General features: G+C 62.5%; 21 protein-coding genes and 1 pseudogene. 14 read left to right on the top strand and 8 right to left on the bottom strand.

The annotated features are described in order from the left end of the window. The first annotated feature begins 52 nt into the window (after positions 1-52). From AC13FW_RS11935 to hglS, 8 genes are all read left to right on the top strand, one after another. Complete coding sequence (locus AC13FW_RS11935; protein ID WP_482989191.1) at positions 53-3,052, top strand: TonB-dependent receptor; 3,000 nt, start codon at positions 53-55, stop codon at positions 3,050-3,052. A 57-nt stretch (positions 3,053-3,109) separates the two neighbouring features. Continuing rightward, positions 3,110-4,663: a serine hydrolase domain-containing protein gene (locus tag AC13FW_RS11930; RefSeq protein ID WP_482989190.1), complete on the top strand. Its 1,554-nt coding sequence runs from the start codon at positions 3,110-3,112 to the stop codon at positions 4,661-4,663. Continuing rightward, positions 4,617-5,354: a M15 family metallopeptidase gene (locus tag AC13FW_RS11925; protein ID WP_482989189.1), complete on the top strand. Its 738-nt coding sequence runs from the start codon at positions 4,617-4,619 to the stop codon at positions 5,352-5,354. The genes AC13FW_RS11930 and AC13FW_RS11925 overlap by 47 nt, the downstream gene beginning before the upstream one ends. 52 nt (positions 5,355-5,406) lie before the next feature. Then, positions 5,407-5,787, top strand: coding sequence for a hypothetical protein (locus AC13FW_RS11920; protein ID WP_482989188.1), 381 nt, complete (start codon positions 5,407-5,409; stop codon positions 5,785-5,787). Between the two features lie 222 nt (positions 5,788-6,009). Next, entirely contained in the window at positions 6,010-6,387 is a 378-nt protein-coding gene (locus AC13FW_RS11915; protein WP_282270757.1) for an EF-hand domain-containing protein, read from the top strand. A 261-nt stretch (positions 6,388-6,648) separates the two neighbouring features. Next, complete coding sequence (locus tag AC13FW_RS11910; RefSeq protein ID WP_282273261.1) at positions 6,649-7,401, top strand: HAD family hydrolase; 753 nt, start codon at positions 6,649-6,651, stop codon at positions 7,399-7,401. A gap of 61 nt (positions 7,402-7,462) precedes the next feature. Then, positions 7,463-7,975 (top strand): hypothetical protein, encoded by a 513-nt coding sequence (locus tag AC13FW_RS11905; protein WP_482989187.1) that lies wholly within the window; start codon positions 7,463-7,465, stop codon positions 7,973-7,975. 93 nt (positions 7,976-8,068) lie between these two features. Beyond that, positions 8,069-9,427, top strand: coding sequence for a 2-oxoadipate dioxygenase/decarboxylase HglS (gene hglS, locus AC13FW_RS11900; RefSeq protein ID WP_482989186.1), 1,359 nt, complete (start codon positions 8,069-8,071; stop codon positions 9,425-9,427). 184 nt (positions 9,428-9,611) lie between these two features. On the opposite strand, the gene AC13FW_RS11895 is transcribed toward hglS, so the two are convergent. From AC13FW_RS11895 to AC13FW_RS11865, 7 genes are all read right to left on the bottom strand, one after another. Then, positions 9,612-10,982 (bottom strand): leucyl aminopeptidase family protein, encoded by a 1,371-nt coding sequence (locus tag AC13FW_RS11895; RefSeq protein WP_482989185.1) that lies wholly within the window; start codon positions 10,980-10,982, stop codon positions 9,612-9,614. 33 nt (positions 10,983-11,015) lie between these two features. Then, positions 11,016-11,726 (bottom strand): HAD family hydrolase, encoded by a 711-nt coding sequence (locus AC13FW_RS11890; RefSeq protein ID WP_482989184.1) that lies wholly within the window; start codon positions 11,724-11,726, stop codon positions 11,016-11,018. Positions 11,727-12,052: 326 nt separating this feature from the next. After that, entirely contained in the window at positions 12,053-13,144 is a 1,092-nt protein-coding gene (locus tag AC13FW_RS11885) for an AI-2E family transporter (protein ID WP_282271313.1), read from the bottom strand. A 45-nt stretch (positions 13,145-13,189) separates the two neighbouring features. Continuing rightward, positions 13,190-13,636, bottom strand: coding sequence for a protein sip-5 (locus tag AC13FW_RS11880; protein ID WP_482989183.1), 447 nt, complete (start codon positions 13,634-13,636; stop codon positions 13,190-13,192). Then, positions 13,633-14,118 (bottom strand): phage holin family protein, encoded by a 486-nt coding sequence (locus tag AC13FW_RS11875; protein ID WP_482989182.1) that lies wholly within the window; start codon positions 14,116-14,118, stop codon positions 13,633-13,635. Before AC13FW_RS11875 ends, AC13FW_RS11880 begins: the two co-directional genes overlap by 4 nt. A 5-nt stretch (positions 14,119-14,123) precedes the next feature. Continuing rightward, a complete protein-coding gene (locus AC13FW_RS11870) occupies positions 14,124-14,483 on the bottom strand; it encodes a hypothetical protein (RefSeq protein ID WP_296246876.1) in 360 nt (119 codons plus the stop codon). A gap of 120 nt (positions 14,484-14,603) precedes the next feature. Next, positions 14,604-16,034: a Do family serine endopeptidase gene (locus AC13FW_RS11865; protein ID WP_296246877.1), complete on the bottom strand. Its 1,431-nt coding sequence runs from the start codon at positions 16,032-16,034 to the stop codon at positions 14,604-14,606. A gap of 461 nt (positions 16,035-16,495) precedes the next feature. Here AC13FW_RS11865 and AC13FW_RS11860 point away from each other — a divergent pair, with 461 nt between their 5' ends. From AC13FW_RS11860 to AC13FW_RS11835, 6 genes are all read left to right on the top strand, one after another. Beyond that, positions 16,496-18,649, top strand: a complete 2,154-nt coding sequence (locus tag AC13FW_RS11860) for an adenosylcobalamin-dependent ribonucleoside-diphosphate reductase (RefSeq protein ID WP_482989181.1) — start codon at positions 16,496-16,498, stop codon at positions 18,647-18,649. Between the two features lie 145 nt (positions 18,650-18,794). Continuing rightward, on the top strand, positions 18,795-19,601 hold the full coding sequence (locus tag AC13FW_RS11855; RefSeq protein WP_482989180.1) for a histone: 807 nt from the start codon (positions 18,795-18,797) through the stop codon (positions 19,599-19,601). 77 nt (positions 19,602-19,678) lie between these two features. Beyond that, complete coding sequence (locus tag AC13FW_RS11850; protein ID WP_482989179.1) at positions 19,679-20,515, top strand: TSCPD domain-containing protein; 837 nt, start codon at positions 19,679-19,681, stop codon at positions 20,513-20,515. Between the two features lie 135 nt (positions 20,516-20,650). Beyond that, positions 20,651-21,454: a pentapeptide repeat-containing protein gene (locus tag AC13FW_RS11845; protein WP_482989178.1), complete on the top strand. Its 804-nt coding sequence runs from the start codon at positions 20,651-20,653 to the stop codon at positions 21,452-21,454. Between the two features lie 2 nt (positions 21,455-21,456). Beyond that, positions 21,457-22,119: a hypothetical protein gene (locus AC13FW_RS11840; protein ID WP_482989177.1), complete on the top strand. Its 663-nt coding sequence runs from the start codon at positions 21,457-21,459 to the stop codon at positions 22,117-22,119. A gap of 724 nt (positions 22,120-22,843) precedes the next feature. After that, the gene (locus AC13FW_RS11835) at positions 22,844-23,353 is read left to right on the top strand and encodes an REP-associated tyrosine transposase (protein WP_482989176.1); all 510 of its coding nucleotides are present in this window, start codon (positions 22,844-22,846) and stop codon (positions 23,351-23,353) included. 227 nt (positions 23,354-23,580) lie between these two features. Here the strand turns inward: AC13FW_RS11835 and AC13FW_RS11830 are convergent. After that, a pseudogene (locus AC13FW_RS11830) lies at positions 23,581-23,781 on the bottom strand (transposase); the annotation flags it as partial. Positions 23,782-23,858: the final 77 nt, after the last annotated feature.

Genomic DNA, 23,858 nt, shown 5'->3' with positions numbered 1-23,858 from the left:
GTCGTAACCGTTGTCTTACTTATCGATTTACGTCTGCAGGAGAGAGCAGGGGATGAACAGGAAAATGTTGAAAAGAGCGGCGTTGACCGTCGCATTGGGTGCCTGTCTTGGCGTGATGGCGCCGAGCGTGATGGCACAGAGTGCGAACGGTGCGATTGCCGGCCGCGCAAACTCCGGTGACCAGATCACCGTGGTGAACAAAGCGACGGGTTTGACCCGTACCGTAACCGTAGGCGCTGATGGCTCGTATCGCCTGAGCCAGCTGCCGGTGGGCGACTACAGCCTGCAGGTCAAGCGGGACGGGGAAGTCGACAAGGAGCCGGTGGCAGTCAACGTGTCGCTGGGCGGCACCACCAACGTCAATCTGGGTGGTGGTGGAGCAGGCAACGCGGTGACCCTGGACTCGGTGCAGGTCACCGGTTCCAAGATCGTCAACCGGGTCGACGTCTACTCGACCGAATCCTCGTTCAACATCAAACGCGAAGAACTGGCGCGCATGCCGGTGGATCAGAGCGTGGCGGCGGTCGCCTTGCTGGCACCAGGCGTGGTGGACTCCGGCTCGAGCTTTGGTGGCTTGAGCTTTGGTGGTTCCTCCGTGGCTGAAAACGTGGCCTACATCAACGGATTGAACGTTACCGATCCCTATCGTCGCCAAGGTTTCTCGACGGTTCCCTTCAACTTCTATGAAGAGTTCCAGATCAAGACCGGCGGCTATTCGGCCGAGTTCGGCCGCAGCACCGGTGGCGTCATCAATGCCATCACCCGTTCGGGCGGCAACGAGTTCAAGGGCGGTGTGCAGGTCACCATGGAGCCGTCGGCATGGGCTTCGGAGAAGAAGGATCATTTCCACAGCGATGGCACCATCGACGAGCGTAACCGCACCAGTCGCGATCGTGCTCCGCTGACGAAGACCAATGTATGGGCGTCCGGTCCGATCATGCAGGACAAGCTGTTCTTCTTCGCGATGTATGAGAACCGCGACAGCAAGTCGCAGGACCTCGATAACTCCGAAGCCTGGAAGACCAAGAGCAACAACGATTTCTGGGGTACCAAGCTTGATTGGCGTATCAGCGACAACCATCAGCTCGAGCTGCTTGCGTTCTCCGACAAGACGGATTCGGTGACCACGAGCTACGACGACTACGATTGGAGCACCAATATTTTCGGTGAGTCCAGCGGCCAGAGCAGTGGTTCCTCCGGCGGCGATAACTGGTCGCTGACCTACACCGGCCATCTGACCGACAATTTCGTCGCCAAGGCGATGTACGGCGTCAACAAACGCAGCGCTGTGAGCGATAGTCCGGCGGATGGCGACTGCAGCATCATCACGGTGGCGTCCAGCTACACCAAGATATATGGCGAACAGGAAGGCGTGGGTTGCCACCCGACCAATAGTGCCATCAGCAACCGTCAAGACAAGCGTGAAGCGGCGCGCTTGGATTTTGAGTGGACACTGGGCGATCACCTCGTTCGGTTTGGTCTGGATCAAGAGGTGATGGATTCGGTCAGCTCGACGCTTTACCCGGGCGATGGCTCCACCTATCAGGTGCTGTCGGTAGACCCGGGGAGCTCCGTCAACGGCGTGGTGCTGCCTGCAGGCGTCACCGATATCATTGATGCGCGCTACAAGGTCACCGGTGCGCCGGTCAGCACCAAGGCACAGGCGTTCTATCTTGAAGACAACTGGAACGTCACCCCGAACCTGCTGCTTAACCTCGGCGTGCGTTTCGACCAGTTTCACAACAAGCTGGCCTCTGGCGCCACCTTCGCCAAATCCAAGTTCAATGACATGATCTCGCCGCGCCTCGGCTTCAGCTGGGACGTCAAGGGTGATGGCTCAATGAAGGTGTTCGGCAACGCGGGTCGTTACTACACCCCGCTGACCAACAAGCTCACCGACTACTTCGGTGGTGGTACCACCGACGAACATACCTACTACGCGTTCAACGGTTGGGAAGAGAAGCAGAGCGCAAACGGAGGCACGTACAAGGTTCCGGTGCTCGGCCAGCAGATCGGCCCGGTCAACACCGAAGGCAACGCCCCGGCGCCGACGGACGTTCGCACGGCGGTGGCGCGTGATCTGAAGCAGGTATTCCAGGATGAGTACATCCTCGGTTTCCAGCAGGCGATCAACGAGGAATGGTCGTACGGCGTCAATGCCACCTACCGTCGCATGACGCGCGCCGTGGAAGATGCGCGCATCAACCATGTGGAGGGCTGCGACTGGTACTCCTCGGGTAAGTGGCCGATCATCAACCCGGGTGAAACCAATCAGCTGTGGTGCCCGACTACCAACAGCTGGGTGAACCTCGATTCGTCCACAGATGGCTACAAGGCCTTGGGCAGCGGCGCCATCATGGGTTACAAGCGTCCCAAGCGTACCTACAAGGCGCTGGAGTTCCAGATCGACCGTGCATGGAATGACAAGTGGTCGTTCAATGCCAGTTATCTGTTGTCCAAGAGCGAAGGCAATATCGAAGGGCCGGTGAATTCGGATACCGGCTACAACGACACCAATCTGGTGCAGTACTACGATCATCCTGCGGTCAATGAGCGCTTTGGCGTGACCTTCAATGACGCTCGTCACCAGTTCAAGCTGCGTGGTGCGTACAAATTGAACGAGCAGTGGTCCTTCGGCAGCACGCTGTCGGCCCGTTCGGGTGGCCCGATCACAGCATTCGGCGTGGTCTGGCCGAACGACAATCGCAATGCCGGTGGTCCGGGTGAGTACAGTGGCGGTGGCTCCGGTTGGCTGTGCAAAGCAAATTGTTCGGATTGGGCCAACCGCGAGTTGGAGTACTCCGGGCGCGGTGCATTCGGTCGCATGCCGTGGGTGATCGATCTCGGTGCCAGCGTTATGTGGACCTTGCCGGTGGAGGGGGTGGACCTGACGGCGCGTTTGTCGGTCTACAACCTGCTCAACCGGCAGACGGTGGTCAACGTGCACTCCCGCTACGAGAGCACGCCGGGGACGAAGATGTCTTACTTCGGCGAGGGAACCAACTGGCAGGCACCGCGTTACACCAATCTGGTCGTGACCTGGAACTTCTGACGTAGTGTGTGAGAACGGCCCGCTTCGGCGGGCCGTTCGCTTTTGTGGAGAGTGATGATGCGATTGAAACTGCTGTTGGCCATCGCTGCCGTGCTTGCGGCAAGCCCGGTGCTCGCCGCTGATGCCAACAACGCGCGGATGGACGCGTTGGTCGAGCAGGCGGTGCAGCGCTATCAGCTTCCCGGAATAGCGGTGGGCGTGATCGAGGACGGCAAGGTGGTGCGACGTATCACCCGCGGCGAACTGGCCGCAGGCGAGGGCGCTGCAATCAACGACGACAGCCTGTTCAAGATCGCCTCCAACACCAAGGCGATGACCGCTGCGGTACTGGCGCGCTTGGTGCAGGCGGGCAAGTTGCGTTGGGATGATCCCGTTACCAGGCACTTGCCGCAGTTCCGCATGCAAGACCCGTGGGTGACGCGCAACATGCAGGTGCGCGATCTGCTGATCCACAACAGCGGCCTCGGCCTGGGCGCTGGCGACCTGATGTTGTGGCCCGAACCGAACAACTTTGATCGCGAGGACATCATTGCCGGCTTGGCGCATCTGAAGCCGACTGGCAGCTTCCGTAGCGAGTACGCCTACGACAACCTCATGTATGTGGTGGCTGGTGAAGTCGCCGCTGCTGCGGGCGGAATGCCATACGCAAAGTTGGTGCGCGAGGAAATCTTCCAGCCGCTGGGCATGCAGCGCTGCCAGGTAGGCGCGTGGTCACCCGCGGCGCTCGGCAATATCGCGCAGCCGCATCATCGTGATGGCAAGCGCAATATCGCCGACGAACGCGATCCTGCACAGGTCACCGATTTCCCATCGATGGCTGCCGGCGGTATCCGCTGCAGCCTCAACGACATGTTGCGCTGGATGCAGGTGCTGCTGGACCCGGCGCAGGCACCGGGGTGGCTGGATGCGACCCAGCGGCGTGCGCTATGGACCGCACATATGCCGATGCCGATCAGCCAACGCCTGCGCGACTGGGACAACACGCACTTCTACGCCTATGGCTATGGCTGGCGTCTGTCGGATATGGATGGGCAGTGGAAGGTCGCGCATACCGGCACCTTGTCCGGCATGTATTCCTCGCTGGCCTTGCTGCCGGATCGCAAAACCGGCGTGGTGATCCTGATCAACGGTGAGGTCGAAGACGCACGCACGGCGCTGATGCAGGCCATGCTCAAGCATTACACCGCACCGGCGGCGAACAATGACGTGCTGCATTACGCCAGGTTGATTGATGGCGCCGCCGCCCAGCGTCGTTCGGCAGGGCACGTGCGCCCCGCATTGTCGATGGCACGTGCGGCCACTTCGGCGGAGTTCGGCAGCAAGGCAGGCATCTGGGAGGACCCGTGGTTCGGCGAGGTGTCTTTGTGCCCGCGTGATGGCAAGCTGCAGTTCGCCTCCCTCAAGTCGCCGCGCATGACCGGGCAGGTGATGCGTGCCGGTGAACACTGGTATGTGGCCTGGCAGGGATTGGGCGAAGATGCCGATGCTTGGCTGGAATTTTCCGCCGACACGCAACAACCGCTGCTGCATCTACGTGCCATCGACCCGGATATCGACTTCAGCTATGACTACCCCGATCTGGAATTCCAACGCCGTGGCGATTGCCACTAAATCGTTGCCGTTGTTGCTGGCACTGTTGCCGTTCACCGCGCCTGCCCAGCAGGTGCAGGTATCGCCGGCAAAGACGCCGGCACAGGCAGGCATCGTTGATGTCACCACGCTGGCCCCGGACATCGCCCTGGATATCCGCTACGCCGGCACCGACAACTTCACCGGGCGCGTCGTTCCCGGCTATGAAGCACCGCGTTGCTATCTGCTGCAGCCGGCGGCGCAGGCCTTGGCGCGGGTGCAGCGCGGACTGCGCGCGCAGGGTTATCGACTGCAGGTGTTTGACTGCTACCGGCCGGTGCACTCGGTGACCTCGTTCGTCGCCTGGGTACACGATGCCAAGGATCAGATCGCCAAGCAGCGCTATTACCCCAACATCGACAAGAGCCGCCTGCTCGACGGCTACATCGCCGAAACCTCGGGCCATAGCCGGGCGGCGACGGTGGATCTGGGCGTGCAGGATTGCCGCAGCATGCCGTGCGCCGCCCTGGACATGGGCACCGGTTTCGATCGCTTCGATGTGCTGGCGCATACCGCCAATCCTGATATCAGCGCGTTGCAGAAGCAGAACCGGCAGCTGCTGCTGGATGCGATGCAGGCGCAGGGGTTTGCCAACTATCCAATGGAATGGTGGCATTACACCTTCAAGCCCGAGCCAACGCCGACCACCGCCTACGATTTCCCGGTGCGTTGAACGGGGCAGGGGCGGTTAGACTGCGGTTCCCTGAATGGACCGCGCTGCGCCCATGAATCTGGTTCTGCATTACGGCCTGCTCGGCTCGCTGGAAGCTGGCTTGATCGCCTTGGCGATCGGCTTTGTGGTGTTTGCGCTGTGGTGGCAGGTGTGCCGGCGTGCCGGGCTGCGGCACGGCCACGCCATCGCCTATTCCGCGCTGATAGCGGCGGCCATCGCTGCCGGCGTGGATGGCTGGAAGCTGTTTTCGCTGGGCATGGTCAACCTGCAGTCGCCGCTGTACGCCAGATTGGCGCTGGCTTCCATCCATGACCCGGACCAGCTGGGCACGCGCGTGCTGTTCGAGTTGATCGGCGTAGCCGTTGGCGTCGGCCTGGGTTGGTTGTTGTTCAGTTCGCGGCAACCGCTGGCTGACATCACGCATGATGCTTGAGGCGCCGGCATCGCATCGATAAGCACGATGCTTGGAACGCTCTAATCAGTGGCTTACTTTCACTTCATGCACGGCTAACAGGGGTGGTAACCGCTGATCCGGTGCAGGTGGTTAACAGGATGTTCGCTGCGGTTTCTTGGGGTGCAAGCGATTCAGGCGCGACTTGTCAGGGTTGGGGCGTGCGGAATTTCCGCGCTTTAGCCAACACACGAGGAAGACCTGATGACCGTACGTAATCGCACTCCGCTGTTCGCCCTGGTTGCCATCGTAGGTTCCGCGCTTGCACTGCCGGCAATGGCGCAGGATGCACAGGATCAGGCCGCCGCCGCGCAGGCACAGGCTGCGCAGGCACAGGATTCGGCAGAACAGGCGCAGAACGCTGCTGCCAGTGCATCAAGCAGCGCCGCCAAGGCCTCGGCTGCGGCTGGAGGCGGCCAGAGTTGGGCAGATGTGGATGCCGATGGTGATGGCGCCATCAGCAAGACCGAGTCGCAGGCCAATGCTGGCCTGGCCCAGGTGTTTGATGAGGCGGACAGTGACAAGGACGGCAAGCTGACGCCGGATGAGTACCGGGCTTATGCGGCTGCGCATAAGAATTGATTGATAACCGGGTAGGGCTCGAAGAGCACCCCTCCCCAACCCTCCCCTGCGCTACACGCAAGGGAGGGGGTAGAAGCGGCATTGCGCGATGAACCAGCAGTTTGCGCGGTTCGCTCCCTCCCTTGCGCACAGCGCAGGGGAGGGCTGGGGAGGGGGCTCTTGCCGTTGCACTTTGCTCGAGCTGTCAAACCAGCCAACAAAACCGCGCCTTGCAGACGCGATCCCCTATTCACCGCGGGGCAGATTGCTATCCTGTGTGGCATGAACACGCAGACTTCCCCCTCCGCCATCGGCCTGGTCGGCTTCGACGGCGATGACACGCTCTGGAAGAGCGAAGACTATTACCAGAAGGCCGAGCACGAATTTGGCCTGATCCTCAGCAACTACATCGACCTGCATGACGCCGGCACCGCCCAGCATCTGCTCAAGGTGCAGCGGCGCAACCTGGCCGTGTTCGGCTACGGCGCCAAGGGCATGACCCTGTCGATGCTGGAAGCCGCCATCGAGCTTACCGACGAGAAGATCTCCGCGCACGACCTGCGCCAGATCGTCGAGATCGGCCGCCGCACGCTTGAGCATCCGGTGGATGTCATCGATGGCGTCCGCGAAGCCGTGGCGGCTATCGCCGCCGAGTACCCGGTGGTGCTGATCACCAAGGGCGATCTGTTCCATCAGGAGCAGAAGATCGAGCGTTCCGGTCTGCTGGACCTGTTCCCGCGCATCGAGATCATCTCGGAGAAGGACCAGTCGACCTACGCCAAGGTATTGGCCGAGTTCAACATGCCGGCCGAGCGCTTCGTGATGGTCGGCAATTCGCTGCGCTCGGATATCGAACCGGTGCTGGGTCTGGGCGGTTGGGGCATCCATACCCCCTACGCGATGACCTGGGCGCATGAGGCCGAGCACGGTGTCTCCGCGGAAGAACCGCGCCTGCACCACGCCGATACCGCCCACCAGTGGCCGGAAGCGGTGCGCGCCGTCGCCGCGCAGGCTGCAGCAGCGCAAGGCAACTGAGGTGAGCGCGGCAGGCTCCCGGCAATCTCCACGTCGCACAGGCTTGCTGCTGCGGTTTGGATTGCTGGCAGCTGCCGTGCTGCCCTTGCTGTTGTTGGCGCAACAGCCGGCAACGGCAGCGGTGGCCGAGGTCTACGCGCCGGCCACCGGTGACGCCTGGGTGGACAAGCAACTGGTCGATATCAACGCCTATGCCGTGCGCTACCCGGAGGCCTTCGTCGATGAGTTGGCGCGTTATGCCAGTGCCCGCCCGGGCTATGTGCAGGCATTGCTGCAGGACCATGGCTGGAAGCCCGGCGATGTCTATCTGGCCTGCTTCTGGGGCAAGCTCAACGGCAGCAACTGTCGTACCGCGGTGAAGGCCCGCGCACAGCAGCCCGAGGCCAGCTGGAAAGAGGTGTTGGCTGGCCTGCAGCCGGCCCCGGACAACCTGCGCTGGCGGGCCCTGCGGCACGCCATCGTCGCCAGTTTCGACCACTGGGACCGGCCGATAACGCTGGATCCGCTGCTGCAGCGGCAGCTCGGCGACCGCGCCCAGCGCGAGGCGGCAGCGCGCAAGAGCACCGGGGAGTAAACCGCGACGGTATTTGCTGCCCTGCAGATAGGCGCAGGGGGCGATTCCGGGCGAAAATGGCGTTCCTTCGATTTCGCGTCAAAGCGCTTTGTCATGACCGCCGACCGTTTCGTTTCGCCCGATCACATCCGCAGCCTGTTCTCGCAGGCGATGTCGCATATGTACCGCACCGAAGTGCCGTTGTACGGCACGCTGGTGGAACTGGTTGGCGCGATCAACGCCGACGTCCTCGCCGCGCAGCCAGAACTGGCCGCGCAGATGCAGCGCAGTGGCGAACGCGAGCGCCTGGACGTCGAGCGCCATGGCGCGATCCGTGTCGGCACCGCGCAGGAGCTGGCCACGCTTGGCCGCCTGTTCGCGGTGATGGGCATGCAGCCGGTGGGCTATTACGATCTGTCGGTGGCCGGTGTACCGGTGCATTCCACCGCGTTCCGGCCGGTAGATGGCGAGTCCTTGAACCGCAACCCGTTCCGTGTGTTCACCTCGCTGCTGCGGCTGGAGTTGATCGAAGACGCCGCACTGCGTGAGCAGGCCGCCGAGATCCTGGCCCGCCGCAATATCTTCACCGCTGGCGCGCTGCAGCTGATCGAGCAGTGCGAGCGCGATGGTGGCTTGAGCGAAGACGATGCCTGGCGCTTCGTCGTCGAGTCGCTGGAAACCTTCCGCTGGCACAACGAAGCCACCGTGTCGCTGGAGACCTATCACGCCCTGCACGGTGCGCATCGCCTGGTCGCCGACGTGGTCAGTTTCCGTGGCCCGCATATCAACCACCTCACCCCGCGCACGCTGGACATCGATGCGGCACAGGCGGCGATGCATGAGCGTGGTCTGGCGGCAAAGGCCGTGATCGAAGGCCCACCGCGCCGCGACTGCGCCATCCTGCTGCGCCAGACCAGCTTCAAGGCGCTGGAGGAAATGGTGCATTTCCCGTCGGGGGTCGACAACGAAGCCGGCACCCACACCGCGCGCTTCGGTGAGATCGAACAGCGCGGTCTTGCGCTGACGCCGAAGGGTCGTGACCTGTACGACGCCCTGCTTGCGCAGGCACGTGGCGGCGAAGGCAGTGCCGGTGGCGACTACATGCAGCGCCTGCAGAGTGCGTTCGCCGCGTTCCCGGATGACCATGCGACGCTGCGCCGCGAAGGCCTGGGTTATTACCGCTACAGCCTGACCGATGCGGGCCTTGCCGCTGATGCGGAAACCCGTGCCTTGCCGGCGGAAGTGTTGATCGAGCGTGGTTTCGCCAGCGCTGACCCGATCATCTATGAGGATTTCCTGCCGGTGAGTGCGGCGGGTATTTTCCAGTCCAACCTCGGCGGCGGTGAGCAGCGGGCCTATGCCGCGCGTGCCAACCGCGATGCCTTCGAGCAGGCCCTGGGTGCGACGGTCAGCGACGAGTTCGCGATCTATGAGCGCCTGCAGGCGGAGTCGCTGGCAGCCCTGAAGGGCTGATGCATTGCTCCCTCCCTTTGCCATAGGCAAGGGGAGGGTTGGGGAGGGGTGCTTCTGCCGTTGCTTCAAGGCAACTGCATCAATCCACGCACGCCAAGCTTCAAACGCCGATCGAGCGCAAAAGCTCACCCCTCCCCAACCCTCCCCTGCGCCTTGCGCAAGGGAGGGGGCACAAGCGGCTGGCTCAGGCGCCGTAACGCGTCTTCAACATCGCCCACGCCGAGCGCAATGCCAGTGCTTCACCACCGGCCGGACGGCCCGGGCGCTCGCCGTCGTTCCAGGCGTAGACGTCCAGATGTGCCCACATCTGGCCTTCGTTGATGAAGCGCTCCAGATACAGCGCTGCGGTCACCGAACCGGCCATGCGCGAGCCGGCGTTGGCCAGATCGGCAATGCCGCTGTTGAGGTAGCGCAGGTAGGGACGCCACAACGGCATGCGCCACACCGGGTCGCGGGTGCTGTCGCCAGCCTGCAACCACTGGTTGGCCAGGGTGTCGTCATTGGCGAACAAGGCCGGCAGATCCGGGCCCAGCGCGATGCGTGCGGCACCGGTGAGGGTGGCGAAATCGAGGATGGTGTCCGGGTTCTGCTCGCTGACGTAGGTCAGCGCGTCGCACAGCACCAGGCGGCCTTCGGCGTCTGTGTTGTCGATCTCCACGGTGATGCCCTTGCGGGTGGTGATCACTTCGCCGGGACGGAAGGCATCCGGGCCGACGGCATTTTCCACCGCGGCCACCACCAGGGTCAGCTGCACCGGCAGCTGCTGCGCCATCACCAGGCCCGCCAGGGCGATGGCGTGGGCGGCACCGCCCATGTCCTTCTTCATGTTGCGCATGCCGTCGGCCGGCTTCAGGTCCAGGCCGCCGGTGTCGAAGCACACGCCCTTGCCGACCAGCGCCAGATGCGGCGCACCCGCGTTGCCCCAGCGCAGCACGATCAAGCGCGGCGCGCGATGCGAGGCGCGGCCAACCGCGTGGATGGTGGGGAAGTTCATTTCCAGCAGTTCGTCGCCGGCAATCACTTCCAGCTCGCCGCCATGGGCTTCGACCAGATCGCGCGCGGCGTCTTCCAGCTGCTGCGGGCCCATGTCTTCGGTCGGCGTGTTGACCCAGTCGCGCACGCGCAGGCAGGCGGTCACCACGTCCAGCACTTCGGCGGCAGGCGTTGCCAGCAGTTGCGCGGCCGGGCGCGCCAGCTTGCGGTAGCGGTCGAAGCGGTAGCTACCCAGGCCCCAGCCGATCTGCAGGTTGGCGCTGCTGCTGGCGTCCAGCGCGTTGGCAACCTGCCAGGTGGTGCCGGCAGGCAGCGCGAACGGTGCATGCGCGTAGGCGTAGGCATCGGCATGATCGCCAACGCCGAGCACGGCGCCGGCAATGCCGTTGTCGCCGGGCAACAACAGCACGCTGTTTGGCGCGGCGTTGAATTGTTGTGCTGCGGCCCAGGCCTGCACGGCGGCAGGCTGCTGTGCCTTCCACGCGGCAAAGCCGTCGCGGTCCAGCACGTACAGCGGCAGGGCGTTGCTGGAATCGGTGGTGTAAGCGGTAATCGGGGTCATGGTGTTCTCTTGCGTCTGCTGGCGGCCGTGGGCTTAGCGCTGCGGGTTGGAGGCGTTGCCATCCAGCCAGTCGGCCAGTCCGGTCAGGGTGTCGAACTGCAGGTCAGGCTGCAGTTCGGTGTGGGTCCATGAATGTTCTTCGCGGTTGATCCAGCAACCACGCAGGCCGGCGCGCATCGCACCGGCTACGTCCATCTCGGCGTGATCGCCGACGTGCAGTACATGCGCGTGCTCAACGCCAAGGCGTTCGCAGGCCGCATGGAAGATGCCTGGGTCCGGCTTGGCCGCACCGAATTCGCGCGAGCCCAGCTGGAAGGCGAACAACTCGCCGATGCCAATCCGCTGCAGGTCGGCATTGCCGTTGCTCACTGCGGCCACCGGCACGCGCGCGGCGATACGGCGCAGCGCGGCCAGTGCGTCGGGATAGAACTCGACCTGGTTGCGCGCGGCGTAGAACGCTTCGTAGGCCGGGTCGAGCAGGTCCATGCTGGCACCGCTCTTTTCCAGCGCTTCGGCCAGGGTCAGCCGGCGCAAGGCGCTGAGGTCGTAGTGCAGATGCGGGTTGTCGCGGAACGAGCGTTCGCGCAGCTCACGCATGGCGGCGACCGGGTACATGCTGGCGGTGGCCGGGCTGTGCTGCAGCATCCAGTCGTGCAGCACCTGGTCGATGCGGGCACCGATGGGGGCGAACGGCCACAGGGTGTCGTCCAGATCGAGGGTGATGGCGAGTACGGGGAAATTCATCCGGGCATTTTACGCCAAGCCCATGAGCCGGGCCTGTAGGGGCCGTGGCTGCCCGATCTTGCTTGTGGGAGCGGCGTGAGCCGCGAAGCCGGTCCATCATCGGCGGCGTAGCCCGGGTAAGCGCAGCGCACCCGGGAGGTGGGCGCGTGCTGATGTCTGGAGCGGCGTAGCCCGGGTAAGCGCAGCGCACCCGGGAAGTGGGCGCGCGCTGATGTCTGGCGTTGTCTGCAAACGGCCCCGGGTGCGCTGCGCTTACCCGGGCTACGTTGCTGATTGCGGCAGAATCATCAGCTTCGCGGCTGACGCCGCTCCTACAAAAGCGGCGCTTATTCCAGCAGCTTGGCCCAGCCGTGCATGCCATCCACGCGGCTCAGCACCAGCTTCACGCAGACCAGCAGCGGCACTGCCAGCAGCAGGCCGATCATGCCCCACAGCCAGCCGAACAGCATCAATGCCAGGATCAGCATCAGCGGCGAGATCGCCATGCGGCGGCCGAGCACGATGGGCGTGATCAGCTGCCCCTCCAGCGTATGCAGGGCCAGGTAAGCCAGCGCTGGCAGCAGGGCGGTCAGTGGATCGCGGAATTCGACGAAGCCCATCAGCAGCATCAGCACGATGCCGATCAGTGGCCCCACGTACGGGGCGAAATTCAGCAGCGCGGCCACCGTGCCCCACAGCAGGGCCTCGGGCAGGGCGATGCCGAGCAGCATCAGCACGCCGGACAGGATCAGGCCCAGACCGACATTGATGAGGGTGATGGTCAACACGTAGCGGGATATCTCGCGCTCGATCGAGCGCAGTATCTCGGCGGTGAAGCGCTTCTGCTGGCGATTGGGCAGCAGCGCGATCACGTGCCGCTGCAGGTTTTCGCCATAGATCATGAAGAACAGGGTCAGCAGCACCACCGCCAGCGCCGAGGCGGCCAGCTTGGGTGTGCGCACCAGTGCCTTGTAGGGATCGTCGAGCTGGGTGCGGATCACCTGCACCTTGCGGTTGCCTTCGCCGCCGGCAGCGCGGGCGAAGCTCTCCGCCGCCAGGTTGGCCTGCTGTACCGGCTTGACGAAGTCCTGCACCTTGCGCGAGATCTGCCGCATCTGCTGAGGCGCTTCCTGCACCCATTCGGTGGCCGGGCCAGCCAGCTGCACGGTCAGCGCGGCGCTGCCGGCCAGGCCTGCCGCCAGCACCAACAGTGCGCCGAGGAAGCGTGGCAGGTGCAGTTTCTGCAGCAGGCGGATGATGGGGTTGCCGATCAGCGCGAAGAACATCGCCAGCAGCACCGGCAGGATCACTTCCTGCGCGGCCCACAGCGTATAGCCAACCGCCAACGTCGCCAGTACCACCACGGCGACAGGTGCGCGCGGGCGCGGTGCGGGGGCTTCGGCAGGGCGGGGTGTGGCTTCGGGCAACGGGTCAGACATGCGGGCAGCGCTCCGTGAACGGAACGGCGCGCGGTGGCGCCGTGCTCAGGATTCTGACAGTTCTGTCGCCGCTTCGGCGGGGCCGGGTGGCGTGCTGTTGCTGCGCGCCGTACTGGCTGCCGCGGCGGGCGGCGGCGGGCTGTCCTCGTCGTCGCCTTGATCGGCATCGTCATCGGCCGCCGCCTGCCCGCCCATCACCCCGGCCGCTGCCGCAGCGGCGGCAAACGAGGCAACCGAAGCCTGCGCGCTGCTGACCAGCCCGGACACCGAGCCGATCATCTGCAGCCAGCGGCTGCCGCTGAAGGCGCCGCCGGGTTCCAGCTTGCCGGCCAGGAAGCCGCCAGCCAGGCCGACCACCACGATGCGACCGGGTGTCCATGCACTGCGCCAGCTCTGGTTGAGCTGGTCCCAGTGCTGGGTGGCTTCCTCGCCACGCACCTGCACCACGGCTTCGGCGCGGCGCACACGGCGTTGCAGGGCTTCGAAATTCACGGTGTGTTCTCCCCGGGGATCTTCACTTCGGCATCGGGGTCTTCGCCGGTTGGTTCGTCGAACAGACCTAGCCGCGACAGCTGCCGGCGGGTGGCGTGCATGCCGGTGTGGTGGAAGAAGTACGACACCCGCCATATCGCGTAGCCGGTGACGGCCAGGCTGGTGAGGGTGGGGATCAGCAGCGAGACGAACAGCGACAAGCCCATGTATTGCAGCATCGCCACCGCCGTGGCCGCCAACAGCAGCCACGCCGAGGCGCCGAATACGATGGCCACGCCGCTCCATGCCAGGGAACGACCAAACGCGCTGCGCGCCAGGGCCAGGTCGGCCGACGCCAGCCGACGCAGGGAGCGCAGCGTGTTGGAAGCCGAGTCCAGCGTCTGCCGGCCGGCCGCGCCAACCTGACGGATGCTTTCTTCCAGCCCGGGCGCCTGGCCCGGGGGGGAATCGTCGCCAGTGGGCGGTGTTGCGTTATCGCTCACGCCGATCAGTCGTTGCTGCGGGCGAGCTTGGCAATGATCCAGCCAGCGGCGAAGGCCACGCCGAACGAGGCCAGCGGACGCTCACGGATGAGGTCGGCGGCGCTGTCGATCAGGTCCTTGCCCTTGTCCATCAATGCATCGACCTGTTCCTTGGCGGCGGCACCGCCAAGTTCAGCGGCGGCCAGGCCGGACAGCGCGCTGTCGGACAGCTCGGCCTTCATGTTGGCCTTGCCCAGGCGCAGTTCGTCGCCGGCGGCACCGGCAGCGCCCTTGACGGCCGAGCCAGCGGCGGAAGCGGCGGACTTCAGGTGTGCGCCAGCCTCGCCCAGGTGTTCCTTCATGTTCTCGGTATTGGTGGGGCTCATCGTGATCTCCTGGTTTCAGCGGGTGCGCCGGATGGCGCGCGGTTGCAACAGAACTCAACAAATAGCAGTTGCCGGGTGTAAACAACGTTACGCCGGCACCACAAGATGCTCACCTGGGCATCATCGCATCATCAATTGGCCGCGCTGGCTGCCACCGCGCAGGATGTTCAACACCAGCTGCGGCGGGCGTTGGCCGAAGCTGGCGCGCCAGCCGGCGAGGTCGGTGAACGCACCGCTGCTGGCCGCGAGAATCACATCGCCACCGGCCAGGCCCGATTGCGCGGCGCGGCTGCCACGCGCCACTTCGCTGACCAGCACGCCGTTGATGCCGGCCTGGCGCAGCGATTCGGGGAGGTCGGCGAAGGTCGCGCCGCTCAGGCGCGGGTCCAGTGTGTCGCCGGCCACCGCACGCGGTTGTTCCTTCAAGGTGGCCTTGAGCTGCAGCGGCTTGCCGTCGCGACGCACCTCCAGATCGACCGTGCGGCCGACCGTGGAGAGCCCTTCAAAGTTGTGCAGGGCCTGCGCGCTGTCCACGCGCTGGCCATTGATCGCAGTGACCACGTCGCCAGCCTTTACTCCGGCAGCGGCTGCACCGGAACCGGCCAGCACGCGCGTTACCAAAGCGCCACGGGCCTCTTCCAGGCCCAGGCCCTGGGCGATCTGCGGGGTCAGGTTCTGGGTTTCCACACCCAGCGTGCCGCGCACCACCACGCCCTTGGTGATCAGCTGCTCGACCACGTCACGGGCCAGGTTGGACGGAATCGCCAGGCCCAGGCCGATGTTGCCGGCCATGCTGCCCTGCGGGTTGTAGCTGGCGGTATTGATGCCGACCAACTGGCCGTTGAGGTTGACCAGTGCGCCACCGGAGTTGCCCGGGTTGATCGAGGCATCGGTCTGGATGAAGTTCTGGTAGCCCAGCCCGCGGATGCCGCTGCGGCCCACCGCCGAGACGATGCCGGAGGTGACGGTCTGGCTGAAGCCGAAGGGGTTGCCGATCGCCACGACGAAGTCACCCACACGCAGCTGGTCGCTGTTGCCCAGTGGCAGCGCGGTGAGCTTTTCGGCGGGGATGCGGATCAGGGCGATGTCGGTGTCGCGGTCCGAGCCGAGGAACTCGGCCTTGACCGTGCGGCCGTCGGCCAGGGTGACCTGTACGTCGTCGGCGTTCTCGACCACGTGGTGGTTGGTGAGCACGTAGCCGCGCGCTGCATCGATGATCACGCCCGAGCCCAGCGACTCGTTGATGCGTTCCTGTGGCACCTGCGGGAACAGGCGGCGGAAGAAGGGGTCGTCAAAGAAGGGATTGCGTACCCGCACGACCTGCTTGGTGTTGACGCTGACCACGGCTGGCATGGCCTGTTCCAGCATCGGCGCCAGTGACGGCACCGCCTGTCCGGCGACGGCGGCCGGCAGCGCGGCGGTGGTCGGCAACACCGTACTCAGCGAGGCGGCTTCGGCGCGGTTGTCCAGGTGGGCATTGATGGCGGTGGCAGTGAAACCACCAAAGGCGGCGGCCAGGGCCAGGGTCAGCAGGGTCGGGATGGGTCGCATTGCCGGGGGTTCCATGCGGGGGCGCCCGAGGGCGGCGCCGGGGTGGGGCGGGTTGCTGAACACGAGTGTGGCGGGGGGCAGTTAAATCGGCAATGAAACTTCTGCATTGCCGCAATCCCAAGAGGCCCAAGCCCTGCACGGAATGCAATAGCCGGACGGCTGATTTTTCGTTTGACATCACCCCGTGGGTGGGTAAGCTTGGCCGGGTCATCACCCACTAGATGTTGGGTTGATGTGAAAAGCGTCCCCAAGCAGTAGGGTTTAGTGCTCGGGGTGCAAGCACCCCAACGGAAGGCGTGCAATGACCGCGACAGTGATGCAGAAAACCGGTTTTTCCCGGAATCCCCTCATCCCGCCGACAGGCGCGTAAGTACGCGCCTGCGCGTCGTTGTCTTTGCTGCCCGGCCTGTTTGGGAAAAGAAAATCGCACCGCAAGGTGCCCCAGGAGAGTTTCCACAATCATGAGTACGGTGCGTCTGGAAGTGGTCAGCAATCAAACCAAGTCGGACATGATCCCTCTGCAGCCTGCCTCGCAGGACATCTGGGAAAAGAAGTACCGCCTCACGACCAAGGCGGGCGAAGCGCTGGACGCCGATATCGACGGCACCTACCTGCGCGTGGCCCGTGCCCTGGCGGATGCCGAGGCGACCGACGACAAGCGCGCCTACTGGTATGAGCGTTTCGCCTGGGCCCTGCGCCGTGGCGCAATCCCGGCTGGCCGCATCACCTCCAATGCCGGCGCCCAGCAGCACAAGCCGGCCACCAGCACCATCAACTGCACCGTGTCGGGCACCATCACCGACTCGATGGACGGCATCCTGGAGAAGGTCCACGAAGCGGGCCTGACCCTGAAGGCCGGCTGCGGCATCGGCTACGAGTTCAGCACCCTGCGTCCGCGCGGTGCCTTCGTTGCCGGCGCCGGCGCCTACACCTCCGGGCCGATGTCCTTCATGGATATCTACGACAAGATGTGCTTCACCGTGTCCTCGGCCGGTGGCCGTCGTGGCGCGCAGATGGGCACCTTCGACGTGTCGCACCCGGACGTGAAGGACTTCATCCGCGCCAAGCGCGAGGACGGCCGCCTGCGCCAGTTCAACCTGTCGCTGCTGATCACCGACGGCTTCATGGATGCGGTGAACAACGACGCCGACTGGCAGCTGGTGTTCCCGATCAACACCAAGGAACAGGCCGAGCTGGACCCGTCCAGCGGTGAGGAAGTGGTGTGGCGCGAATGGCCGACCCACGAAAACTACATCGTCCGCGACGACGGCCTGGTGGCCTGCAAGGTGTACGGCCACATTCGTGCCCGTCACCTGTGGGACATGATCATGGTCTCCACCTATGACTATGCCGAGCCGGGTTTCATCCTGATCGACCGCGTCAACGAGATGAACAACAACTGGTGGTGCGAGAACATCCGTGCAACCAACCCCTGCGGCGAGCAGCCGCTGCCGCCGTACGGCGCCTGCCTGCTGGGCTCGGTGAACCTGACCAAGTTCGTGCGTGACCCGTTCACCGACAAGGCCTCGTTCGACTGGGACGAGTACAAGGAAGTGGTGCGCGTGTTCACCCGCATGCTCGACAACGTGGTCGAAGTGAACGGCCTGCCGCTGGAACAGCAGCGCAACGAGATCATGCGCAAGCGCCGCCACGGCATGGGCTTCCTCGGCCTGGGCAGCACCATGACCATGCTGAAGATGAAGTACGGAAGCACCGAGTCCTGCGAGTTCACCGAAGCCATCGCCCGCGACATGGCCGTGGCTGGCTGGGAAACCGGCCTGGAGCTGGCCCGTGAGAAGGGCGCCGCCCCGATCATGGAAGAGCAGTTCGACGTCACCGCCGCGATGCTGCGCCAGCGCCCGGAAATGAAGAAGGACGGCTGGAAGGTCGGCCAGAAGATCGCCGGCAAGGTGCTGCACGCCCGCTACAGCCGCTACATGCAGCGCGTGGCCACGGTGGCCCCGGAGCTGGTGGAAGAGCTGGCCACGGTCGGTTCGCGCTTCACCCACCACAGCTCCATCGCCCCGACCGGCACCATCAGCCTGTCGTTGGCCAACAACGCCTCCAACGGCATCGAGCCCTCGTTCGCGCACCACTACAGCCGCAACGTGATCCGCGAAGGCAAGAAGTCCAAGGAAAAGGTGGACGTGTTCTCGTTCGAGCTGCTGGCCTACCGCCAGCTGGTCAACGCCAAGGCCATGCCGTTCTCCGACGAGGCTGACGCCAAGCTGCCGGAGTACTTCATCAGCGCCGACGACATCTCGCCCAAGGAACACGTGGACGTGCAGGCCGCCGCGCAGAAGTGGGTGGACAGCTCGATCTCCAAGACCGCCAACGTACCGACCGATTACCCGTACGAGCAGTTCAAGGACATCTACCGCTACGCCCACGAGCAGGGCTTGAAGGGTTGCACGACCTTCCGTTTCAACCCGGCGGCCTTCCAGGGCGTGCTGGTCAAGGAAGCGGATTTGGAGAACACCACCTACCGCTTCGAGCTGGAAGACGGCCAGACAGTGGAGGTCAAGGGCAACGAACAGATCGAGTACGACGGCGAGATGCACACCGCCGCCAACCTGTTCGACGCCCTCAAGGAAGGCTACTACGGCAAGTTCTGAGTGCCTTCATCGCCCTCCCGGCCGCGCGCTGGGAGGGCGTGACGGTGGCTTCGCCGCCACCTTCCTGTTGCGCGCTTGTTTCACGTTGCATCGGCTTCGATATAGCATCGCCACATTACAGACCCGATGCCCTTAGGAGGGCTTTATGAGCAATGGTAATGGTGTGACCGCGACCGTAACCCAGGTTGCCGAGAACGTGAAAGAAACCGTCAAGGAAACCGTCGCCCACGCAGGCGAGAGCATCGCGGCAACCGCCAGCGACGCCGTGGTTGCAGTGAAGGCCAGTGCAAAGAAGGTCGAGGCCGGCGCCAAGAAGCAGGTGGCCAAGGTCAAGAAGGCTGTAAAGAAGGCCGAAAAGGCCGTCAAGAAGGCTGAGAAGGTCGTCGCCAAGAAAGCCAGCGCGGCCAAGAAGGAAGTAAAGAAGAAGGTCGCCTCCGTGCGCCAGAAGCTGGAAGCCGCCAAGGCCAATGCCAAGGCAGAAGCCACCGAGCTGAAGAAGAAGGGCGCCGGCAAGCGTGCGGCGACCAAGAAGGCCATCGCCAAGGTCGAGAAGAAGGCCGCCACCAAGGTCGCCTCGGCCAAGAAGACGGTGAAGGCTGCCGAGAAGAAGGTCGCCAAGGCCGTCAGCAAGAAGGCAGCTGCCGCCAAGAAGTCGGTGAAGGCCACCGAGAAGAAGATTGCCAAGGCTGTCGTCAAGAAGACCACCGCTGCCAAGAAGGCAGTGAAGAAGGTCGAAAAGAAGGCCGCCAAGAAGGTCGCCGCCGTCAAGAAGACGGTGAAGGCCACTGAAAAGAAGGTCGCCAAGAAAGTAGCCGTCAGCAAGAAGACCGCTGCCAAGAAGGTTGCCCTGACCAAGAAGACCGTGGCCAAGAAGGCCGCTACCGCAAAGAAGACGGTTGCCAAGAAGGCCACCGCAGTGAAGAAGGCCGCCAAGAAGGCGACCCGCAAGTAAGCCGCACCGCGCGCCCCGTCCTGCAAGGACGGGGTTGCTGCCAATCCGTTTAGCAACGCATAACCAGGACTCGCACCATGGCCGTCAAGATCGACAAGAAAATCAAGGGCTATTCCGTCATCACCCCGGACGACAAGGCCCGTGAAACCGCTGCGGCCAAGGCCCCGGTGGCTGCCGCCCTGGACGAGTCCCCGGCCGACAACATCGTGCACATGCACGAGCGCATCGAGCGCCCGGAAGTGCTGATCGGCAGCACCTACAAGATCAAATCGCCGCTGGTGGAGCACGCCTTCTACGTGACCATCAACGACATCGTGCTCAACCAGGGCACCGAGCACGAACTGCGCCGTCCGTTCGAGATCTTCATCAACTCCAAGTCGATGGAGCATTTCCAGTGGATCGTGGCGCTGACCCGCATCATGTCCGCCGTGTTCCGCAAGGGCGGTGACGTCACCTTCATCGTCGACGAAATGAAGGCCGTGTTCGACCCGAAGGGTGGTTACTTCAAGGTCGGCGGCGTGTACATGCCGTCGCTGGTGGCCGAGCTGGGCTCCATCGTCGAAGACCACATGAAGTCGATCGGCCTGCTGCAGGACCCGGAAATGAGCGCCCACCAGCGCGCCCTGATCGCCGAAAAGCGCAAGCAGTTCGAAGAACGCTCAAAAAAAAACAGTGAAGTAAACGCAGCGCCGGCGAAAAGCGCCGCGCTCGCCCCCTCCCTTTCGCAAAGCGAAGGGGAGGGCCAGGGAGGGGTAGCTTCTGAGGTTTTCGTCCTCGAAGCCGACCCCGAAAGCGCCGACAACGGCAGTTTCCCGGCCAGCGCCACCATGTGCCACAAGTGCAGCACCAAGGCGCTGGTGATCATGGACGGCTGCCAGACTTGCTTGAATTGTGGGTATAGCAAGTGCGGTTGATTTCTCAACTCTTAATGTGGTCTGCTACGGCAAGGTCAGAGAGATGACCGGCATCAAACTCTAAGATTATTTTTCTACCGAAAGGTCCGCTTAAGCGGGCCTTTTTTGCAGCGGTTGGCGTAAATAGGGGGAAATATGATCAAACGGCCAGGTGATAAGGTCGATGCTCAGGAGTTTTCGGGTGAGGTAAAGGGTCGGGATTTTAGCAATAGCAGAATAGAGTGGTGCAGGGCGAAGGGAGTGAGCTTTGTTGATTGCGATTTTTCATCTTCGCTGATAAAGAATTGCTATTTCCACCGGGCGTCTTTCAAGAATTGCAAATTTGTTGGTTGTACGATTGTTGAATCAAATATGCGTGGGGTGAGTTTTGCAAGTTGTGACTTTGAGTACGCAACTTTTCGTTCTGTTACGCTAGAGGCGCAGGCGATACTCAGGAATCTACCTTCTTGGGCAAATGCGCGTCGCGAGTTGTTGCGAGGTCTGCGAAAAAACGCTGAATCCATTGGTGAGGTGGAGGATGTACGGCTCTTCCTTGCAGAAGAAATGCGCGCAAGCGAAGATCATTGGAGAAGCGCCTTACGGAAGGATCAGCGGTACTATGCCGAGCACTATTCTGGGTTCATCCGGGGATTTGTGCAGCCGAACATTAGATTGAGGGGTCTTCAGTTGGGGCGCCTATTCTGGGGGCATGGGGATTCTCCATTTAGATTGCTCCTCAATCTTTTTCTGTGGGTTATTTTTGCGGCAATTCTCTTGGTTCTTGATTATTCGGATCTGCGCTTTTTGAGTGCAATGAAGAGTGTTGTTTCAGTGATATTAGGAGTTTCTAGCGGTAATGATCTAATGCCGGAATGGCTCGTCCTTGCTTTGGCGGCTAGTCGTTTTGTTTTCTTAAGCTTATTTGCGGCTGTATTCGTTCGGCGCTTTGCTAGGAGGTAGTGATGGAGGTTGCGATATTCGGCTCGGCCGCGCGCGGCTCGAATGACTTGTCTAGTGATTTTGATGTAATTGCCGTTATCGAGGATATCGGATCAGTTGACAAGGAAGCACTTCAGAATGAATTCTCTCTGCTGGCTGGTAAGGAGGTTGGCCTTTCAATCTATAGTAAAGCAAGAATTAAATCACTATGGGATGAAGGGTCTCCATTTGCTTGGCATTTATATCAGCAAGCGGTGCCTTTTTTTGATTTCTCTTGCGCCTTCGTTCGGGAGTGGGGGGCGCCTGCCGAATATAATAGTGCGCGAGAAGATTGTGAAATGATGAGATCGATAATTTCCTCAGTTGGGGAAAGGTTGAAATGTTCCGATTTGAAGGGTGACTGCTATGAGGCCGGGCTCCTATATGTGGGGGTGCGGAATATTGGAATGTTCTCATCTCTTTCTTTGACCGGAAGTTTTGATTTTTCCCGTAATGCATCATTCACATTGAACGAGGTTATCGAGTTTCCGCTCGATGTTATGGAGTTCTCCACGTTGGTACGAGCACGGCATGCTGCTACTAGAGGTGGGGAAGTGCCGGTCATTGATCGGGCTTGGCTCTATGGTGTGGCAGCAAAGGTGTCGCGTTGGGCAGACTTAGTAATCAATAAATTGGATGAGGTTTAAAATGGAATCTAGATTTCCACAGCGCGTTGCGCTTGAGCGCCGAGTGCTTGATGCTATTAATTCCTCTTTGGTCGCCGAGCCATTGGTCGGGTTGTCATACAAGACAATAAAATCTTGGCTGGTAAAGTTGCGCTCAAGTCGGAACGAAGGTGATTTTTCGGAGTTGGAAGTTGCAGTGCTTCTTTGTGCGGAGGCTGCTAGGTCGCAAGCGGATATTAGCGATGAGATTTTTGTGGATATAGACGAAGCGGAGGCTGCTAGTGCGCTCGAGAGGCTAGATCGAGCGCTTTTGAGTGTTTCACGGCCTTCGTGATAGTGCAGAGGAGACCCGGAAATTTGGGTCAGAGGGGAAAACAGGGGTCAGAGTCGGGTTTCAGGAGAACAGGGGTCAGAGTCAGGTTTCCGCCCTGGCCCTCGTTCGTTGTGTGGTCTTGATTCTCTAGGATCAATTAGATCAGCCGCAATAGCAGCGCACTCGGGGTTTGCAATGATCGAAGAAGCCGAGCCGACGTTCGGCTTTCTGCTTTTGGCTTTGGCTTTGGCTGTTTTCCTCCGGTGCCGACGACGCGCCTAGTCCCTTGGCTACGATTTGATGCAATGCTTGGCATCGTGCGATCCTGGGTGCGCTACGCATACCCGGGCTACGGATCGCTCAGGCGCGGCGGGCGGTTTGCTTACGGATCGCGGGGCGGGCGTTGTGCGGTGATGTGGCTACGCTGGGGCGATGGTCAACTATCGACGTAATCGTGTTGCCGGCGGCACCTACTTCTTCACCGTTAGCTTGCAGGACCGGCGCAGTGATCTGCTGGTGCGCGAGATCGATGCGCTGAAGCAGGCCTGGCGCAACGCCGCGCAGCGTGTTCCGCACCTGGTGTTGGCGGCTGCTGTGCTGCTAGAACACCTGCACGCGGTGATCCAGATGGATGCCAGTACGGATAACTATCCACGGCTGTGGCAGGAGATCAAGAAGGGCTTCACCCGCAGGGTCTTCGCTCCGGGCCATCAGTCCCCTTGGCAGGCGCGTTACTGGGAGCGAACCATCCGCGACGCCAGCCAGCTTCAAGCCTGCGTGGACTACGTGCATATCAACCCCTTGAAGCATGGCTGGGTGACAGCCGTACGTGACTGGCCGCACTCCACTTTTCATCGTTACGTGCGCGATGGGCTGCTGTCGGAAGACTGGGCGTGTAGCGAATCAGTGGCTGGTACCAGCCTTGGGGAGCCGTTGCGGTAATCCGTAGCCCGGGTAAGCGCAGCGCACCCGGGATCTGCAGTGATCGAACAAGCCCAGCCAACGCTCGGCTTTCTGCTTTTTGGCGTAGGCTGTTTTCCTTAGGTGCCGACGACGCGCCTAATCCCTTGACTACGATTTGACGCAATGCCGGGCATCGTGCGATCCCGGGTGCGCTGCGCTTACCCGGGCTACGGATTGCCTAGGCCCGGCGGCTGATTTGCCTACGGATCGCGGCGCAGGTGACACAGGCGCTTGGTATTGGACACATTAGTAGCGCCGAATTTGCTCCGCCACAGGTAGTACTAGGCCTGGCTGAAGCCGCGCCGGCGGCAAAGATCCTTGATCGGCATGCCTGCTTCAGTGTCACGCAGGACGCAAATGATCTGTCCTTCGGTAAAGCGCCTTTTCACGTCCAATGTCCTTGTCATTGAGAACTGGACCCAAACTGCTGTGCTACCCAATCTCAAGGGAGCGCTGGATGGCAAAGGAAAACTCCATCTGCTAC

The organism is Stenotrophomonas sp. 21LCFQ19 (assembly GCF_056861425.1).
The sequence above is the reverse complement of the archived record's forward strand: the minus strand, read 5'-3'. Positions and strand labels throughout refer to the sequence as shown.

Bases quoted from the DNA above. Each gene is read 5' to 3' on its own strand.
- AC13FW_RS11935 (WP_482989191.1), top strand. From the start codon at position 53: ATGAACAGGAAAATGTTGAAAAGAGCGGCGTTGACCGTCGCATTGGGT.
- AC13FW_RS11930 (WP_482989190.1), top strand. From the start codon at position 3,110: ATGCGATTGAAACTGCTGTTGGCCATCGCTGCCGTGCTTGCGGCAAGC.
- AC13FW_RS11925 (WP_482989189.1), top strand. From the start codon at position 4,617: ATGACTACCCCGATCTGGAATTCCAACGCCGTGGCGATTGCCACTAAA.
- AC13FW_RS11920 (WP_482989188.1), top strand. From the start codon at position 5,407: ATGAATCTGGTTCTGCATTACGGCCTGCTCGGCTCGCTGGAAGCTGGC.
- AC13FW_RS11915 (WP_282270757.1), top strand. From the start codon at position 6,010: ATGACCGTACGTAATCGCACTCCGCTGTTCGCCCTGGTTGCCATCGTA.
- AC13FW_RS11910 (WP_282273261.1), top strand. From the start codon at position 6,649: ATGAACACGCAGACTTCCCCCTCCGCCATCGGCCTGGTCGGCTTCGAC.
- hglS (WP_482989186.1), top strand. From the start codon at position 8,069: ATGACCGCCGACCGTTTCGTTTCGCCCGATCACATCCGCAGCCTGTTC.
- AC13FW_RS11895 (WP_482989185.1), bottom strand. From the start codon at position 10,982: ATGACCCCGATTACCGCTTACACCACCGATTCCAGCAACGCCCTGCCG.
- AC13FW_RS11890 (WP_482989184.1), bottom strand. From the start codon at position 11,726: ATGAATTTCCCCGTACTCGCCATCACCCTCGATCTGGACGACACCCTG.
- AC13FW_RS11885 (WP_282271313.1), bottom strand. From the start codon at position 13,144: ATGTCTGACCCGTTGCCCGAAGCCACACCCCGCCCTGCCGAAGCCCCC.
- AC13FW_RS11870 (WP_296246876.1), bottom strand. From the start codon at position 14,483: ATGAGCCCCACCAATACCGAGAACATGAAGGAACACCTGGGCGAGGCT.
- AC13FW_RS11865 (WP_296246877.1), bottom strand. From the start codon at position 16,034: ATGCGACCCATCCCGACCCTGCTGACCCTGGCCCTGGCCGCCGCCTTT.
- AC13FW_RS11860 (WP_482989181.1), top strand. From the start codon at position 16,496: ATGAGTACGGTGCGTCTGGAAGTGGTCAGCAATCAAACCAAGTCGGAC.
- AC13FW_RS11855 (WP_482989180.1), top strand. From the start codon at position 18,795: ATGAGCAATGGTAATGGTGTGACCGCGACCGTAACCCAGGTTGCCGAG.
- AC13FW_RS11850 (WP_482989179.1), top strand. From the start codon at position 19,679: ATGGCCGTCAAGATCGACAAGAAAATCAAGGGCTATTCCGTCATCACC.
- AC13FW_RS11845 (WP_482989178.1), top strand. From the start codon at position 20,651: ATGATCAAACGGCCAGGTGATAAGGTCGATGCTCAGGAGTTTTCGGGT.
- AC13FW_RS11840 (WP_482989177.1), top strand. From the start codon at position 21,457: ATGGAGGTTGCGATATTCGGCTCGGCCGCGCGCGGCTCGAATGACTTG.
- AC13FW_RS11835 (WP_482989176.1), top strand. From the start codon at position 22,844: ATGGTCAACTATCGACGTAATCGTGTTGCCGGCGGCACCTACTTCTTC.